Below are 15369 nucleotides of genomic sequence, written 5' to 3'. Positions count from 1 at the left end.
TCGATGGGAGCTGTGAGCTCATGAAGACTCGGGGATCGCCCGCGTCGAAGGGATCCATCCAGGTGTCTGGACGGAATTGTCCCAACGCGGGCGAAGGCGAAGGATTGGGGGCGAACTAAATCTCTATACCTGGACGGGGGTCGAGCCCCGCCATCCTGTGTGCGGCTCTGATCATGTCAGCGGCGCGCTCGCCGATCACGACGCACGGCGCCATGGTGTTGCCAGCCGTGATCCTCGGCATGATCGATGCGTCTGCGATGCGAAGATTGTCTATGCCGTAGACACGGAGCTGGCTGTCGACCACTGCCATCGCATCTCTGCCCATCCTGGCGGTGCAGGACTGATGCCAGTATGTAACGGCCGAGTTGCGAATGAACCGCTCCATACTGTGCCGATCACGCGGAAGTGGGGCGACCTCGCGTTTCACCAGCGAGTCCAAGCGCGCGCTGTTGCCAACTTCGCGACACAGCTCGATCGTCCGAAATGCGGCAGCCAAGTCCTCCGGCTCGCTGAGCGCGTTCGGCTCGATCAATATCGGATCGTCCGGATTAGCGCCTGACAGCCTCAGCCGGCCACGACTTTTCGGCCGTGCCAGGCCAGCGAACATAGACCAGCCATGCTCAGGTACTTGGATTCCTACCTCCGGCGGCAAAGGCACGGCGAACTCAAGCTGGCAGTGCAGGAGATCGGGCGCGTCTAAACGTGCGTCGCTCTTCCAGTAGAGCACGGCTTCGCAGCCCCCACCGCCTACTTCCTGCGGCTTCCGATTCTCCCAGGTACAGCCGAATGCGATATGATCCTGATGGTTCTGGCCGACACCGGGCAGATCCTGGACAACCGCAATCCCGTGTTGCCTCAGTTGAGATTCTGGTCCGATACCAGACTGCATGAGCACCTTAAGCGTATGAACTGCCCCGAGCGAGAGAATGACTTCGCGAGCAGCACCGAAGCGCAAAGGCCTGCCGTCCACGATAGCCTCGACGCCGATCGCCTTCTTCCCTTCCAAGATCACCCGCGTGACAACGGCGTTCGTCAACACAGTCAGGTTAGACTGGTGCATGCGGGGATAGGTATAGGATCTAAAAATAGATTGCCGTTTGCCGTCACGAATGCGCAGCTCAGCTATTGCCGCCCCGCCAGGGCCCTCCATCATCTCGCCGTTCGCGCTTTCGAACCTAGTGACGCCGGCGAGTTTGGCGGCTTCAACCGTCGCTTCAGCGAGTGGCTTCGGTGAGCGTGGCTGGGCGACATAGACCGGCCCGCCGGTCCCGCGGCGAGCGGGGTCCGCCTTGCCCTGCCAATCCTCGATGCGGCGGTAATACCCGAGAACAGATTCGTAGCCCCAAGCAGGATCACCTGCCTCATCGGCAAAGTGCTCCCAATCTGATCTGTGACCCCGAGCCCAGACCATGACATTTATGCTCGATCCGCCTCCCAGGACCTTACCCATGCTGAGCGGCAGCCGGCGGCCGTTGAGGTGCGGCGATGGCTGGCCTTCAAATGCCCAGTCGTGGGAAGAGCCCAGATTCATCGGCCATTGGCCAGGATCCATGATCGTGGGCGCCAAGTCATCGCCGCCAGCCTCGATGAGGAGCACGTGTGCTCCTCTCTCTTCGGCCAGTCGCCCAGCAACAACCGAACCACTGGAGCCAGCGCCGCAGACGATGAAATCGAAGTCAGCTCTCAGCTGACGTCGCAGCCGCGCCTGATTGTCCAGCACTTCATGATCATGCGAAGTTTCTTTTTGACGTTGAGACATTGCTGACCTCTCAGCGCGAGGCCGCGCGCGCCGCGCCATCGATCGTATCGGCGACAGCTTTGGGCTGAGTGAGGAAGGGGACGTGGCTGGCCTTCACTTCCTCGATCTTGGCTCCGATCCGGTTAGCCGTTTGGCGCAGAAGCTTCGGGTCGATCGCTTTATCTTCGGTCGCAATCACCGCCCAACTCGGCTTGCTCCGCCAGGCGGCGTGAGTGACTTTCGTGGCGAAGATCGACATGTTGATCGGAACCTGGGAATCCCGAAGGAATGCTGCGTCCGCATCACTCGTGTCGCCGGCAAAACCGATCTTGAACTTTTCGAGATTCACGAAGCCGAAGCCGTCGTCCTGTTTCTCGATAACGAATTCAGAGGGCGCAGGAATTTCGGCAAATTGATCTCCAGTCGACTCGCCGACATCGGGAGCGAGCGCCGAGACATAGACGAGACCGCTAACCTTCGGGTGGCCGCCAGCCTCCGTGATCACGGTACCGCCGTAGGAGTGACCGACAAGTATCGTCGGGCCGTCCTGGCGGTCGAGGATGCGCCTTGTAGCGGTCACATCATCGGCCAGCGAGGTCAGCGGGTTCTGCACGATGGTGACGCGGTAACCACGCTGGATCAGCTCGTCATAGACCCCGCGCCAGCCCGAACCGTCGGCGAAGGCGCCGTGCACTAGCACGACATTCCGGACAGCCTGAGTCTCGGGGATGCGCTCCGCCGATTGCGCGAGCGTCGCCGACGCAAGCCCTGCAGCAGCGGCCGTGGCCAACACAAGGCCATTCGTCTTCATGGTCATCTTAAAGTTCCTTTCTGGTTGAGAGCGTCAAAAGCAAGTTGTGAGACGGGCATCGGCAACGAGATATCGAGACCGCTGCGTGAAGCGCGCGAGCAGAAGCTCCGCCAGAGCAAGCCGCTAAGGCGCTGTGAGCTATTTCGATGTTTTCGATTGGGAAGTGTGTGAGCCGGCACGAGCTCGGCAGGCGCAAAAGATGTAGCCCTGGCTCGAGAGTGCGAAAGCTATTTCGTTAGCATGATGCGACCTCCTTCAGTCACTTTGTACGCTGCACAAAGTAGCCAATATTCAGCGGAAGGTGCTCTCGAATACTGGATTTGTTTTTCTGTTATTTCAGGCATAATCTGCTAGCATTGATTATTATCCGTCATTATGTGAGTGAAAAATGGAAGAATCTTCCGGTCCCCAGCTGGATCGCATAGACATGAAGATCCTGCGCGCCCTGCAGGCCGAGGGAAGACTGACAAACGCCGAACTCGCCGTGCGGGTGAACGTTAGCGCTGCGACCTGCCACAGGCGGACACAGCGTCTGTTCGACGAGGGATTCATCACGGGGGTTCGAGCGCAGCTGGCGCCGGCGATGGTGGGCTTGGGCGCTCTCGTGATGGTCGGCGTTGTGCTCGACAGGTCGACTCCTGAGAGTTTCGCGGCCTTCGAGGGAGCTGTGCTCAAGGTGAAAGACATTCTGGACTGCAGTTTGGTGGCGGGAGACTTCGACTACCTGTTGAAAGTCCGTGTGCGAGACATGGAGGACTTCAACAAACTTCATGGACAGATGCTGATCGCTCTTCCCGGTGTCAGACAAACCCGGACCTTCTTCGTCATGAAGGAGGTAAAGGAGAACGCTCTCCTGGCGTTCTGACAGCGCGTTTATCCAGAGCGGCAGCATCACGACCTCACCAGGAGCCGGCTCAATTTGCAGGTCAATGGACGCTCCGAGGGAGCGGCCCGGCTTCGCCTAAACCGTTGGAACGGTTCCTCCGTCTATGACGTACTCGGTGCCCGTAATTGTCGCCGCACGGTCGGAGGCGAGGAAGGCGACTAGACTTGCGATCTCGGAGGGCTTCGATGGACGGCCGATCGGAATGCCGCCGAGGGAGTCCATGATGATCTTCTTGCCACCCTCGATGTCCGTTCCCGCTTCTATTGCGAGGCGCTTCGCGAGTTCGATAGAAGATTCCGTTTCGATCCAGCCAGGCGAGACCCGCACAACCCGGACACCTCGAGGAGCGACTTCCTTGGACAAGCTTTTGCTGTAGGTGGACAGTGCAGCCTTGGCCGCGGCATAGGCGGTGGTCGCATCCGGCAGGGGAAGTTGCCGCTGAATGGATGAGACGTGTATCACTGTCCCGCTTCCCTGTGAGATCAGGTGCGGGATCAGTAGCCGGTCCAGACGAACGGCAGGAAACAGATTTAAGTGGAGTTCCTTGTTCCATTCGGTATCACTCAGCGCCGCGAAACCTCCTCCCGGAGCCGATGAACCGCCCAGCATATGCACGATGATATCGACGCCCCCTAACTGTTCGTGCGTAACCTGAGCCACCAGTTTGCAGCCCTCCTTCGTGGTGAGGTCGGCGGCGACGAAAAGTTCCTCCGGCATTGACTCCGGCCGAGAGCGAGCCGTCGTCAGCACCCTTGCTCCGAGTTCCCGGAAAAGGTTGACGGTCGCGGCCCCCGCGCCTCTTGTGCCCGAGGTGATGAGGGCGCGTTTTCCTTCCAGCGTGATGAACCCGGTCATGCGCCTATCTCCAGATCGACGACCCGATCGCCTTCAATCCGAAACGCGAATTTGAGTGTGGCAGGGCTTCCCGGGAATTGGCCTGTCACCCTTGCGCGAACTTCGGTGACATCACTTTTCCGGTCCATATCTATTGGTTCGGCCGTGTGCTGATATTTCGCCTTTGCATGCCGCCACCACGCGACAATGGCTTGGTGGCCGGCATAAAGCTGGCCTTCATCCCTCACAACCGCATCGGGTGCGAAGGCTTGAATCAGGCTCTCGCCGTCGTGGGCTTTGTCCGCGTCGAAGTAGGCTTGGATCGCTGGAGGTAAATGCACGGCGCTGCTCCTTTCCTTCGATGATCGTCTCTGTTCCACCCAATCTAAGTGTAGACATTCGTTTCAAATAGCGGGACAAATGCGGATGAGACGTTGCGGAAATCAGGACAATGTATCGACCCGGTCTGAACGACCTTGACGCGGTCATGGCCATTGCGCGCAGGGGCTCGTTTCGCTCCGCCGCGCTGGAACTCGGCATGTCGACGACCGCGCTGAGCAACGCTATCGCCAAGTTGGAGGCGAGCATTGGGGTTCGCCTGTTCAATCGCACGACGCGCAGCGTTTCGCTGACCGACGCCGGCCGGCTGTTCGTCGAACAGGTGAGCCCGGCGCTGCAGGCCATCCACGGCGCCATGGAAACAGTGCGCTCGCAGCAGACAACCCCCTCGGGGACGCTCCGCATCAACGCGTTCGCCACGGCGGCGCGCGAGATACTTTCGCCGCTGGTGTTCGAATACCTTCGCCGCTATCCGGAGGTACATATCGACATCGTCACGGAAGGCCGATTGATCGACATCGTGGCCGAGGGTTTCGATCTCGGTGTTCGGATGGCCGGCCTTGTGCCCAGCGACATGATTTCGGTATCGCTGGGACGTCCACAGAGGTACGCCGTCGTCGGTTCGCCGGGCTATTTCGAGAAGCATGACATACCGCACGTTCCGCCGGACCTGCTCAAGCACCGTTGTATTCGTGTCCGCCTGCCCAACGGCGCCCTATATCGTTGGCAATTCGCGAGAGGCGGACAGACCGCGCAGATCGATGTCGGCGGACCGATCACTTTGGATGAGGTAGGTGTAGCGCGGACCGCGGTGCTGGACGGCATCGGCCTCGGCTTTTTCCTGGAACAGGATGTTCGCTCCGACATCGAGGCAGGACGCCTCGTCCGTATATTGGAGGATTGGACGGAGCCCTTTGACGGGCTCTGCCTTTACTATCCGGGACGCCGCAATCCTTCGGCCGCCTTTAAGGCTTTCATCGACTTGGCCCGCGAGCTTGCCACCAATTCAAGATCGTGACCGACGGGACGACGGGTACTGGAGATCACTTGTTTCGTGGATCGTCTTCCGGATTCACGTAAATCAGGTCGAATGGACCGATGGCTGTAACCTGGATGATCGTCTCCTGCTCTTCGGACCAGACGTAGTGTGGGTGATCCGCGGGCAATAGCAGGAGGGAACCTGGGCCGAGCAACTTGCCCTTTGACTTTTCAACTGTCTTTCCCATGCCGCTTCCCATGGTGCCGCTCAGTACTGTCACAGATTCAAAAACGGGATGAATGTGCGGTGGCACGATGTAGTTAGGGGGCATCTTCAGGCGCAGAATGAACATTCCGGGTTTCGACGGATCGCCGTACACCACCACTGTTTGGGCGCCTTTTGGGAAGGCCGGATTGTCCTCGAATTTAATGTCGGTCGGAACCAGTTCTTTTGCGTCGTGCGCAGTGTTTTCGGCGTAGGCAGGACCTGCGAGTGCGATCAGAATTGCTGCGACTAGGCGCTTCATTATGTTGGCTCCTTGTTTTTTCAATTCGGGGTAATGCTCTGCACGGATTGAGCCGAGCAGAGCGCTTCCAAGCCTTCCGACAGGGCGTTGGATGCGCCTGTCCAGCCGAAGTTTTCTGCTTGTTTCGGCTCAGGACCTTCCGTCAGCTCTTGTCGATGATCGGCGAGAACTGACGTGATTCCAGCCACTGCGATCAGCAGGGAAACGGCAAGAAGAACGTCGTGCCAACGCAGGCGGCTTCTGCGCCCCTCACCTGATTGATCCCCTGAAATGCCTTCCATTCGCACCCCCGGCGTCGGTCCATGGCGGAGCGTAGGCGGCGGGGTGCCGGTAAATAAGAGTGATTTGCCTGAAGGCTCCTGGGCAAATTTCCCGAGGAAAACCTGCTGACCTTCACAGCCCCGACGGCGTCCTCTAGCTTGCGAAGGAGGCATCGGTCGGGGAACGTCATGGATTTGAAGTGGCTGCTGGTCAGGCAAATCACGATGGTCGCACTCGCCTGTTTTTGCGCGGGGTCGGCGCTTGCGCTCTACACGACGGCGCGAGAGGCAGGACGGCAGAATCAGCATCTGGTGGAGTTGACCAGCCGGCAGCTTGATTTGCAGCTTTCCCGCATCGACAGATCCACGGACATTCCCAAGCGTTTCCCTGATTGGAATGTCGTAACGAGTTATGCGCTCAGGCCAGGCCAGTGTGTCGAATTCCAAGGGCCGGATGGATCGGTTCAGCGCTCAAGCTGCGCGGGCTTCGACTCCACCTCGATCCGTGCTCCGAAGTGGTTCAATAATTTCTACAAGTTCCTGACAAGCGATCAGCTGACGGGTTCGCGGTCGGTCACTTATCGCGGCACCCACCGGGGAACTATCGTCGTAGCTTACGATCCGGTGGCAATGGCTGCCAATGCCTGGTCGACCATCGCACCCCTTCTGAGCCTTTCGGCCGCTCTCATAGCAGTTCTTTGCCTCGTCACGTATCTTGTCGTCGGCCGCGCCCTGCGCCCGGCGAAGGAGATCCTTGCGGGTTTGAACCGCTTGGGGCGCGGCGATCTTACGTGCCGTCTACCGTCGTTCCGCTTGGCAGAACTCGATCGCATCAGCGAGGTCTTCAACACTCTTTCAGAAGAGCTCAGCAAGGCGACCTCCGATCGCGCCGAACTCGCGCGGCGGCTCGTCGACGCGCAGGAGCAAGAGCGGCGTCACATAGCTCGTGAGCTGCACGATGAAATCGCCCAGAAGCTTGCTGCATTCAACGCGCTGGCGGCGAGCATTCGAACGAGCGCCCAAAATGATGCGCCTGTGCTTGTCGAGGAAGCCAAGAAACTCGAGGAGATGGCTTCCGGCTTGATGAAGTCCGTGCGCCTCACGCTCACTTATCTTCGACCACAGGAGATCGACGATCTCGGGTTGATTCAAAGTTTGAGAGCGCTTGTCGAACAGCACAATAGAAGCGCACTGGGCCGCACGAAGTATTCGATCGAGACGGACGGAGACGTCGAAAACCTCAGGGCCGAGACCAGCGCTCACGTCTACCGGATTATTCAAGAGGCCCTCACAAACGCGTCCAAGCACGCAAATGCGCGAATGGTCAAAGTGCTGTTGAGTCGTGTCGGCGGGAATGGTCAGGAGGGCGTCAGGCTTTCGGTGATCGACGACGGAACGGGGCCCATGCACGATGAGAGGACATCACTTGCGGGGTCGGGCCTGATAGGCATGCGCGAGCGCGTCTTTGCGCTGAGCGGGAAATTCACGGCAGGGCCACTCCCGAGCGGTGGCTTCGGGCTTCAAGTTGAGTTCTCTACGTTGCAGCAGGGAGCGTGAACTCATGACGATCCGAGTGTTGCTGGTTGACGATCATGCCGTGGTCCGGGAGGGCTATCGCCGGCTGATCGAGAAGCATCAAGGCATCAGTGTCGTCGCTGAAGCGGAAGATGCCGCATCGGGCTATCAGGCGTTCAAGTGCCATGGTCCGGATGTGGTCGTAGTCGACGTATCGATGCCCGGGCGCGGTGGCATCGATCTGGTTCGGCAGATCCGACAGCTGGACTGTGACGCTCGCATTCTCATCTTTACGATGCATGCGAGCGCGACCTATGCACAACAGGCCTTTCGTGCTGGCGCGCGCGGCTATGTCACGAAAAGCAGCCCGCCCGATGTATTGGTATCTGCTATCCGCAGTATCTACTCAGGTCGTCCGGCACTCTGTGCGGAAATCAACGAGATCATCGCTGCGAGCAGCTTGAGCGATGGCATGTCGGTTGTGGATGAGCTATCGCCCAGAGCATTCGAGATCCTCCGCATGATCCTGGAGGCGAAATCGACCGACGAAATCGCAGCGGCGTTCAATCTCAGCCCGAAAACCGTGGCCAACTACCATTATGAAATCAAATCCAAGCTCGGTGTCCGCTCAGATATTGAACTTGTTTACTTATGCATGCGGCAGGGACTTGTGGCACCGCTCGCAGAGCAAGCAGTTTAGCGTGACAGCGCACTTAAACGCACACTTAGATGGACAACGGGTCAAACTAAGTGTCCGATGCGTGGGTCCGTAGACCAAGGCCCGCCTACCCGCGACGCCCCCCCGCATTCACGTCTGAACCGCCGCGGAGGACGCAGCGATAGCGCGGTATTGACACGCCTCCGACGATTGGGGGCGCCCGCAGACGTGGTCGGCGATGAGTTGCGCGTTGACGATCATAGCGAAGCAGATGTCAGCTACTGGGACGCTGCGGCTATGCCGCGGTAGTAGCGATGCCGAGGAAGCGGAAGTCCCGTGGCCGATTACAATGGACATCGTCGTTGCCGCGCCTGACGTCCGCTGTCACTCTGAAACCTTTTTTTGGGGGCCAAACCCCACCAACGTCGCACATGGGATCGTATTGCGCTTTTTCGACAGACTTCCAAAGCCATCCGTTGACCACAGATTCGGGGTGCTGACCTTCAATGACAGCGTCGACCTTCGCCACAACGCGGACGCGAAATATGGGAGGCTTCGCGCCAATCGATCTCGCTTCTGGTCGGAGCAGAATAAAATGCGTTGGATGTATATCTGGCGGCGCGCCAGCAGCATCGGACCGGATAGAGCACCTGGCCGCTCTGCGCACGCGTTGAAGAATGCGCGGAGCGGCGGCCGGCATTTTCTTAGTAACGATTGCTCGATCAGGTTCAAAAGGTCGTCAAACGTAGTATAAAGCAGTCCGGTGAGGGCCAACCGGCTGAGCCGAAGTCGTCGCTGGCCCGCACAACACTCACCTCGATCTTAAATCCTCGGCCTTAAAGGGCAGCTTGCGCCCGCGTACGCCCGTCGCTGCGAACACCGCGTTCGCAACGGCTGGTATAATGCCCGATGTGCCAGGCTCTCCGATACCACCAGGTGCCTCCGAGCTCTGGATGACCGCGACTTCAATTTTCGGCGATTTGTCGATGCGAAGTATCTCGTAGTCGTGGAAGTTCGACTGTTCGACGCGGCCGTCCTGGAGTGTAATCTCGCCATGGAGAACGGCCGTGATACCAAAAATGATGCCGCTCTGAAGTTGCGCCTCGATCGTATCGGGGTTTATCGGAAGACCACAATCGACGGCGGCGAGGACACGATCGACGTGAACCTCGCCTCGCTCTGAGACCGTAACCTCGGCAACCTGTGCCATGAACGTTCCGAAGACGTGCTGGAAGGATACACCCCTACCGCGGTGCGGCCCGAGCGGCGTGCCCCAATCGGACATCTCCGCGGCCTTGTCGATGACGCCGAGCGCGCGTGAATTACCGGCGAGCAAGGCGCGGCGATACGCAATGGGGTCCTTGCCGGCGAGCGCTGCGAGTTCGTCGAGAAAGCTCTCGATCACGAAGATGTTCCGCGTCGGCCCGACGCCGCGCCAGAATGCGGTCGGGATGCCGGGCGGCTCCTCTCGCACGTAGTCGACGAAGAAGTTCTTAATCCCGTAGACGTTCTCGGCGGCACCATCGACGGCGTCGGGATCGACTCCGTCTTTCATAAAGTCGGGAAAATAGCGCGCAACGATGGATGACCCAACGATGCGGTGGGTCCAAGCGGCCGGCATGTCGTCCTCGCCCAGTGCGGCACTGATCCTGTCGTAATAGTAGGGGCGATACATGTCGTGCTGGATGTCTTCTTCGCGGCTCCAGACGACCTTCACGGGATCGGGGGACTGCCGCGCGATCAAGGCGGCTTGCTGGATGAAGTCCACTTCCAGGCGACGCCCGAACCCGCCACCCAGCAGATGATTGTGGATTGTCACCTGTTCGGGCTGCATGCCGAGCGCTTCGGCAGCTATGGCCTGGGCGCGACCTTGCACCTGCGTGCCAACCCAGATGTCGCAGCTGTCAGGCTTTACGTGCACCGTGCAGTTGATCGGCTCCATCGTCGCATGCGCCAAGAAGGGCTGCTCGTACGTTGCCTCGGCCTTCCTGCTCGACGCCGCGAGGACGCTTGCCGCATCGCCTTCGCTCTTTGCCACCGCGCCCTGCTTCTCGGACGCCTTGGCAAGAGCAGCGACGATATCCGCCGTTGAGACCGATGCATGCGGCCCGTCGTCGAACTCAGGCGCTGCAGCGTCGAGTCCTTGCCGTGCCGCCCAATAGTGGTCGGCGATGACCGCGACCGCATTTCCAAGTTTTGCTATCTGACGCACGCCGGCAACTTGGAGCGCAGATGCCTCGTCCACCGACGTTAGCGTTCCGCCGAACACCGGGGATGCGGCAACGACCGCGACCTTCATGCCGGGGATCTGCACATCGATGCCGAACTTCGCGGCGCCGTTGACCTTCTTCGCCGTATCCAGGCGCTTTACCGAATTACCGATGATGCGAAACGTCGACGGGTCCTTGAGCGCCACGCCGGCCGGAACCGAAAGCGCGGACGCCGCCTGAGCGAGTTCGCCGTATGGTGTTTTGCGCCCGCTCCGCACGTGGACGACGAATCCTGGCTCCGTTGTTAGCGTTCCTTCCTCCACGCCGAGCTCTTGTGCCGCAGCAGTCATCAACATTCGTCGTGCGGTCGCTCCGGCTTGGCGGAAGGGCATGTAGAAGCCCCTGATGGAATTGGAGCCGCCAGTGATCTGAACGCCGCCGAGCATGGGGTTGCCGTATGCGTTTCCGGCCGGGGAGTGCTCGAATGTGACGTTGCCCATGTCGAGATCCATCTCCTCGGCGATCACCATCGGCAGCGATGTGTACGTGCCCTGTCCCATCTCAATGACGGGCATCACGACGGCGACCTTACCGGTGCTGTCCAGGCGGATGAATGCGTCGGGCGCGAAGACCGCGTCACCTCCCGCTTTGGCGGCGTGCGGCACCCAGCCGATCATGAAGCCGCCCCCTGCGGCCGCTCCTGCCTTCAGGAAGGCGCGGCGTGATAACTTGGAAAGACGGGTTTCAAGCAACTTGGTCATGGATCACTCCGCACGCTTGGCAGCGGCGGACTTCGCTGCCTCTTTGATGGCTTCGCGAACACGCACGTACGTGCCGCAACGGCAGATGTTGCCTGACATGCCCTCATCGATGTCCGTGTCGGACGGTTCGGGGACTGCAGCGATAAGGGCGGCAGCGGACATGATCTGCCCAGACTGACAGTAACCGCATTGGACGACCTCCAGGTGGAGCCAGGCTTCCTGGACTGCCTGGCCCGATGGCGTCTCACCGATTGCCTCGATGGTCGTGATGTTGGCGCCCGCAATGTCGGCGGCCTGCGCGATGCACGAGCGGAGCGGCTCGCCATCCACATGGATGGTGCAGGCGCCGCACAGCCCCACCCCGCAACCAAACTTCGTGCCGGTCATCCCCAGCACATCCCTAATAACCCATAGTACGGGCATATCATCGGCCACATCGACCGACGTATCCTTGCCATTCAGTTTGAAGTTGATCATGGCTGCCTCGCATGGTTGCACAACAAGCGGTTATCCGAGCAATGGAAGGGCTAGCGCGTGCGCAGGTCATCGACAGCCTCCGCGATCGGCGTATCCCCTCCCGTTACCTCCAGGATGCAACGGCGGATCTCGGAGCGCTCCATCAACGCGACCAGCGTGCCTGCAACGTCATCGCGACGGATTTCCTCGTGCACCTTCGCCAGTCCGAGATCGACTCTTCCGACACCAGGCTCGTCGGTGAGAGCAGATGGCCGAAGGACGACCCAGTCGAGCTCGGTGAGCACGATCTGAGTTTCGGCTTTCTTCTTCTCGACCATGTACTGCTCGAAGTCGTCGTCCATCCGCCGCTCGCGCCAGGCCTCCGGAAAGACCGAGACAAGATAGAAGCGGGAGACACCCGCGAGCCGCATGGCTTGCGCGACCTTTCCCGGGCCGTCGCCATCGACCGCGATAGTGGCCTCAGAGCCATCCCGTCCGCCTGCGCCTGCCGTGAACAAGAGGGCATCATGGCCGCGGATGTGCCCTGCGAGAGTTTCTATGCTGTCCTTGACGACATCGCCAACGACCGTCCCGATACCTTGGCTTGAGAGCAATGCCACTTGCTCGCGGCGGCGGACCAGTCCTGTTGCCTGATGGCCGCGAGCGATCAATCGCGCGGCGGCGCGGACTCCGACGCCCCCGGCCGCACCGATGATGAGGACTTTCATGGTGGCCTCCTGAGATGGGTCACAGCGTCATTCGATCCGATCGCAAGCGGCCGCCGGCCTCGGCCGGAGACCGCTCACGACGGGGGGAGTGACAATTCAACCGGCCTTGGCCCGCTTCTGCCTCAAGGCGGCGACCAGCGTCTCCGCTGCCTCGGCCGAAGATGCCGGGTTCTGTCCGGTGATGAGCTGGCCGTCCACGACCGTATGCACGCCCCAGTCCTTAACCTTGGAGAACACCGCGCCCAGGCTCAGGAGTTCGTCCTCGACCAGAAAGGGCACCACTTTGGTAAGACCCACAGCCTCCTCCTCGCTGTTGGTGAAACCTGTGACGTAGCGGCCCTGCACGAACGGAGAACCATCGGAATTCATGACGCGATGCAGAACCCCCGGCGCGTGGCAGACGAGCGCAATCGTCTTGCCGGAAGCGATGAAGGCCTGGATCAGCCGGATGGAATCCGGGTCTTCGGCCAGGTCCCACATCGGACCATGACCGCCTGGATAGAAGACCGTGTCGAAATCCTTCTGATCGATGCTGTCGAGACGCACGGTCTGAGCCAGCTGGGCGTTCGCCTCCTTGTCGGCATTGAAGCGCCGCGTCAGGTCCGTCTGGAACATCGGTTCGTCGCTCTTCGGATCGAGCGGCGGCTGGCCGCCCTTGGGCGAGGCGAGCGTGATGTCCGCTCCCGTATCCTTGAAGACGTAATAGGGGGCGGCGAGCTCCTCGAGCCAGAAGCCGGTCTTCTTGCCCGTGTCGCCGAGCTTGTCGTGAGAGGTGAGAACTATGAGAACTTTCATCGCCATCTCCGTTGCTGGTGCCGCGCTCTCGGCAGGCAGGCCATTTCGATCGTATCCTCCGGCCTATACTTGGCCGTTTAGCCTGTGCACCGCGTGCTGCGGTCTGTGCAGTCGCAATTACAAACATGAGCGAACGCTACCGCCGGGGACCGGATGGCATCAATCGTACGTGGAGATAGGTCGACATAGCCCGAGGGCTAGGTGCGTCGCCGCAGCAGCACCGGCCACAGGAAGGCTGAAATGCCGGAGCGATCAGTTGATCGTGGGGATCGTCTTAAGACGTTCGGACATCCGGATCAGATCGGCGAGAGTTTCGGCTTCCAGCTTCTGCATGATCTGAGCGCGATGCATTTTGACCGTGACCTGGCTGAGCCCGAGGCGCTCTGCGATCTGTTTGCTCAACAGGCCTGACGCCAAAAGGTCCATGACCTCCCGCTCTCGCGGCGAGAGCGTATTGTAGCGCCGAAGAATCGACTCGATCTGACGCGCCGCTTCTTTTTGCCGTTCATCCTGCGAAATGGCGGAACACACTGCGTCGAGAAGGTCCTGGTCCCGGAACGGCTTGGTGAGAAACTCGACGGCACCAGCCTTCATGGCAGCGACGGACATCGGAATATCGCCATGCCCGGTGATAAAGATTATCGGCTGCATATCTCCGTCACGTACGAGCTCCCGGTGAATTTCAAGCCCGCTCTTTCCTTTGAGACGAACATCGAGGATGAGACAGCTCGGCGCATCGACCCGGTCTCGCGCCAGATAATCGTCTGCGGAGGAAAACGTCTGCACCGTGTAGCCAGCCGACTCGAGCAGGCTCTCTAACGACGTGCGGACAGCACCATCGTCGTCCAGCACATAGACGATCGGATCGCGGCTCATGAGATTGCGTCCCCCACACGGAAAGTACCGACGGGAAGCGTGAAGCGCAGATCCAGGCCAGTCGGCCCGTTCGATGCGATCCAAATGCGTCCCCCGTGGGCCTCAATCACGGATTGGCAGAGCATCAGCCCCATACCCATCCCTTCACGTTTACCGGACACAAACGGCAGAAAGACTCGATCGGCGATGTCCGGTTCTATTCCGGGCCCGGTGTCGGCGAATGAAACTTCTATTTCTCCAGGCTCGGAATCGTCAATCCGAACAGTGATCCTCTGTACTCGTGCACCGCCATCTTTCATTGCATCGACGGCATTGTCGAGAATGTTGGAAACGGCTTGACCCATTTGAACGGCGTTACACTCCACAAACCTGGCGTCCGGCGGGAAATGTCGTTCGACCTGCACATCGACGAGGAGGCGCTCCTGCCAGCCCCGGATGATGACATCATCTATAACCTGTCTCAAATCCACGAGCACCCGCTCTCGCCCGCTCTTGAGAAACATTTGCCTGATCCCGGACACGACCTTGCCGGCGCGATGCCCATCGTCGGCGATCATCTGGAGCGCCGCTTGCACCTTGTCCATCCGCGGATCCTCCCGTGACAACCACCGCAAACCCGCATTGGCATTGTTCACAATGCTGGACAACGGCTGGTTGATCTCATGGGAAAACGACGCTGATAGGATCTCCATGGATGTCAACCTATTGAGCCGGGCGCGCCGCTCATTCGCCGCAGCACGCGCCAGCCGCATGTAATTGCCGGTCGTTTCCGCCAGAAGGACGAACAGCACGGTCCCCACCGCGGCGAGACCGAAGAATCTGCCCGACCACCATCCGACGCTCAACCTGACCGCTCCGCCCAAATAGGAGATCAGAAGGAGCTCCACGCAGAGCGAGAAGAGAACGACGCACATCCAGATATCGAGAGTCGAGCGGCGTCTGGCCAGCAGAGTAGCAAATGCGATCACGTAAAGTGTCAGCGAGAAAGCCGGGATGT

At 59.9% G+C, this 15369-nt stretch carries 16 protein-coding genes; 4 read left to right on the top strand and 12 right to left on the bottom strand.

Going from position 1 to position 15369, the window contains the following annotated elements; all coding sequences use genetic code 11:
- Window positions 1-115 precede the first annotated feature (115 nt).
- A complete protein-coding gene (locus BLS30_RS13540; RefSeq protein WP_090229532.1) occupies window positions 116-1759 on the bottom strand; it encodes a GMC family oxidoreductase in 1644 nt (547 codons plus the stop codon).
- A 10-nt stretch (window positions 1760-1769) separates the two neighbouring features.
- Window positions 1770-2555, bottom strand: a complete 786-nt coding sequence (locus tag BLS30_RS13535) for an alpha/beta hydrolase (RefSeq protein WP_090229529.1) — start codon at window positions 2553-2555, stop codon at window positions 1770-1772.
- Between the two features lie 382 nt (window positions 2556-2937).
- Between BLS30_RS13535 and BLS30_RS13530 the strand changes: the two genes are divergently transcribed.
- Entirely contained in the window at window positions 2938-3414 is a 477-nt protein-coding gene (locus BLS30_RS13530; RefSeq protein WP_090229527.1) for an Lrp/AsnC family transcriptional regulator, read from the top strand.
- Between the two features lie 96 nt (window positions 3415-3510).
- On the opposite strand, the gene BLS30_RS13525 is transcribed toward BLS30_RS13530, so the two are convergent.
- Together BLS30_RS13525 and BLS30_RS13520 are read right to left on the bottom strand one after the other, a co-directional pair.
- Window positions 3511-4290 carry an SDR family oxidoreductase gene (locus BLS30_RS13525; protein ID WP_090229524.1) on the bottom strand — a complete coding sequence of 260 codons (780 nt, stop codon included), beginning with the start codon at window positions 4288-4290 and terminating at the stop codon, window positions 3511-3513.
- Window positions 4287-4610 carry a nuclear transport factor 2 family protein gene (locus BLS30_RS13520; protein ID WP_090229522.1) on the bottom strand — a complete coding sequence of 108 codons (324 nt, stop codon included), beginning with the start codon at window positions 4608-4610 and terminating at the stop codon, window positions 4287-4289. Before BLS30_RS13520 ends, BLS30_RS13525 begins: the two co-directional genes overlap by 4 nt.
- Window positions 4611-4720: 110 nt before the next feature.
- Here BLS30_RS13520 and BLS30_RS13515 point away from each other — a divergent pair, with 110 nt between their 5' ends.
- Window positions 4721-5626, top strand: a complete 906-nt coding sequence (locus tag BLS30_RS13515; RefSeq protein WP_090229519.1) for a LysR family transcriptional regulator — start codon at window positions 4721-4723, stop codon at window positions 5624-5626.
- 25 nt (window positions 5627-5651) lie between these two features.
- Here the strand turns inward: BLS30_RS13515 and BLS30_RS13510 are convergent, their stop codons facing one another.
- Entirely contained in the window at window positions 5652-6113 is a 462-nt protein-coding gene (locus BLS30_RS13510) for a cupin domain-containing protein (RefSeq protein WP_090229517.1), read from the bottom strand.
- Between the two features lie 20 nt (window positions 6114-6133).
- Complete coding sequence (locus BLS30_RS13505) at window positions 6134-6394, bottom strand: hypothetical protein (RefSeq protein WP_090229514.1); 261 nt, start codon at window positions 6392-6394, stop codon at window positions 6134-6136.
- 168 nt (window positions 6395-6562) lie between these two features.
- Here BLS30_RS13505 and BLS30_RS13500 point away from each other — a divergent pair, with 168 nt between their 5' ends.
- Together BLS30_RS13500 and BLS30_RS13495 are read left to right on the top strand one after the other, a co-directional pair.
- Window positions 6563-7930, top strand: coding sequence for a sensor histidine kinase (locus BLS30_RS13500; RefSeq protein WP_090229511.1), 1368 nt, complete (start codon window positions 6563-6565; stop codon window positions 7928-7930).
- A gap of 4 nt (window positions 7931-7934) precedes the next feature.
- Window positions 7935-8588 carry a response regulator gene (locus BLS30_RS13495; RefSeq protein WP_090229509.1) on the top strand — a complete coding sequence of 218 codons (654 nt, stop codon included), beginning with the start codon at window positions 7935-7937 and terminating at the stop codon, window positions 8586-8588.
- Between the two features lie 769 nt (window positions 8589-9357).
- On the opposite strand, the gene BLS30_RS13485 is transcribed toward BLS30_RS13495, so the two are convergent.
- The 6 genes from BLS30_RS13485 to BLS30_RS13460 form a co-directional block, all read right to left on the bottom strand.
- Entirely contained in the window at window positions 9358-11517 is a 2160-nt protein-coding gene (locus BLS30_RS13485) for a xanthine dehydrogenase family protein molybdopterin-binding subunit (protein WP_090229503.1), read from the bottom strand.
- Between the two features lie 3 nt (window positions 11518-11520).
- A complete protein-coding gene (locus tag BLS30_RS13480) occupies window positions 11521-11994 on the bottom strand; it encodes a (2Fe-2S)-binding protein (RefSeq protein ID WP_090229501.1) in 474 nt (157 codons plus the stop codon).
- 50 nt (window positions 11995-12044) lie between these two features.
- Window positions 12045-12701: an NAD(P)H-binding protein gene (locus BLS30_RS13475; RefSeq protein WP_090229498.1), complete on the bottom strand. Its 657-nt coding sequence runs from the start codon at window positions 12699-12701 to the stop codon at window positions 12045-12047.
- 96 nt (window positions 12702-12797) lie between these two features.
- On the bottom strand, window positions 12798-13496 hold the full coding sequence (locus BLS30_RS13470; RefSeq protein ID WP_090230228.1) for a type 1 glutamine amidotransferase domain-containing protein: 699 nt from the start codon (window positions 13494-13496) through the stop codon (window positions 12798-12800).
- 252 nt (window positions 13497-13748) lie between these two features.
- A complete protein-coding gene (locus tag BLS30_RS13465; protein ID WP_090229495.1) occupies window positions 13749-14372 on the bottom strand; it encodes a response regulator transcription factor in 624 nt (207 codons plus the stop codon).
- Window positions 14369-15369: ATP-binding protein (locus BLS30_RS13460; protein ID WP_244512439.1), on the bottom strand; the 1001-nt coding region annotated here is incomplete at its 5' end. The genes BLS30_RS13465 and BLS30_RS13460, both read right to left, overlap by 4 nt.

The sequence above is a fragment of the Filomicrobium insigne genome, assembly GCF_900104305.1.
Classification (GTDB): domain Bacteria; phylum Pseudomonadota; class Alphaproteobacteria; order Rhizobiales; family Hyphomicrobiaceae; genus Filomicrobium; species Filomicrobium insigne.
This window is presented reverse-complemented; position numbering and strand designations above follow the sequence as displayed.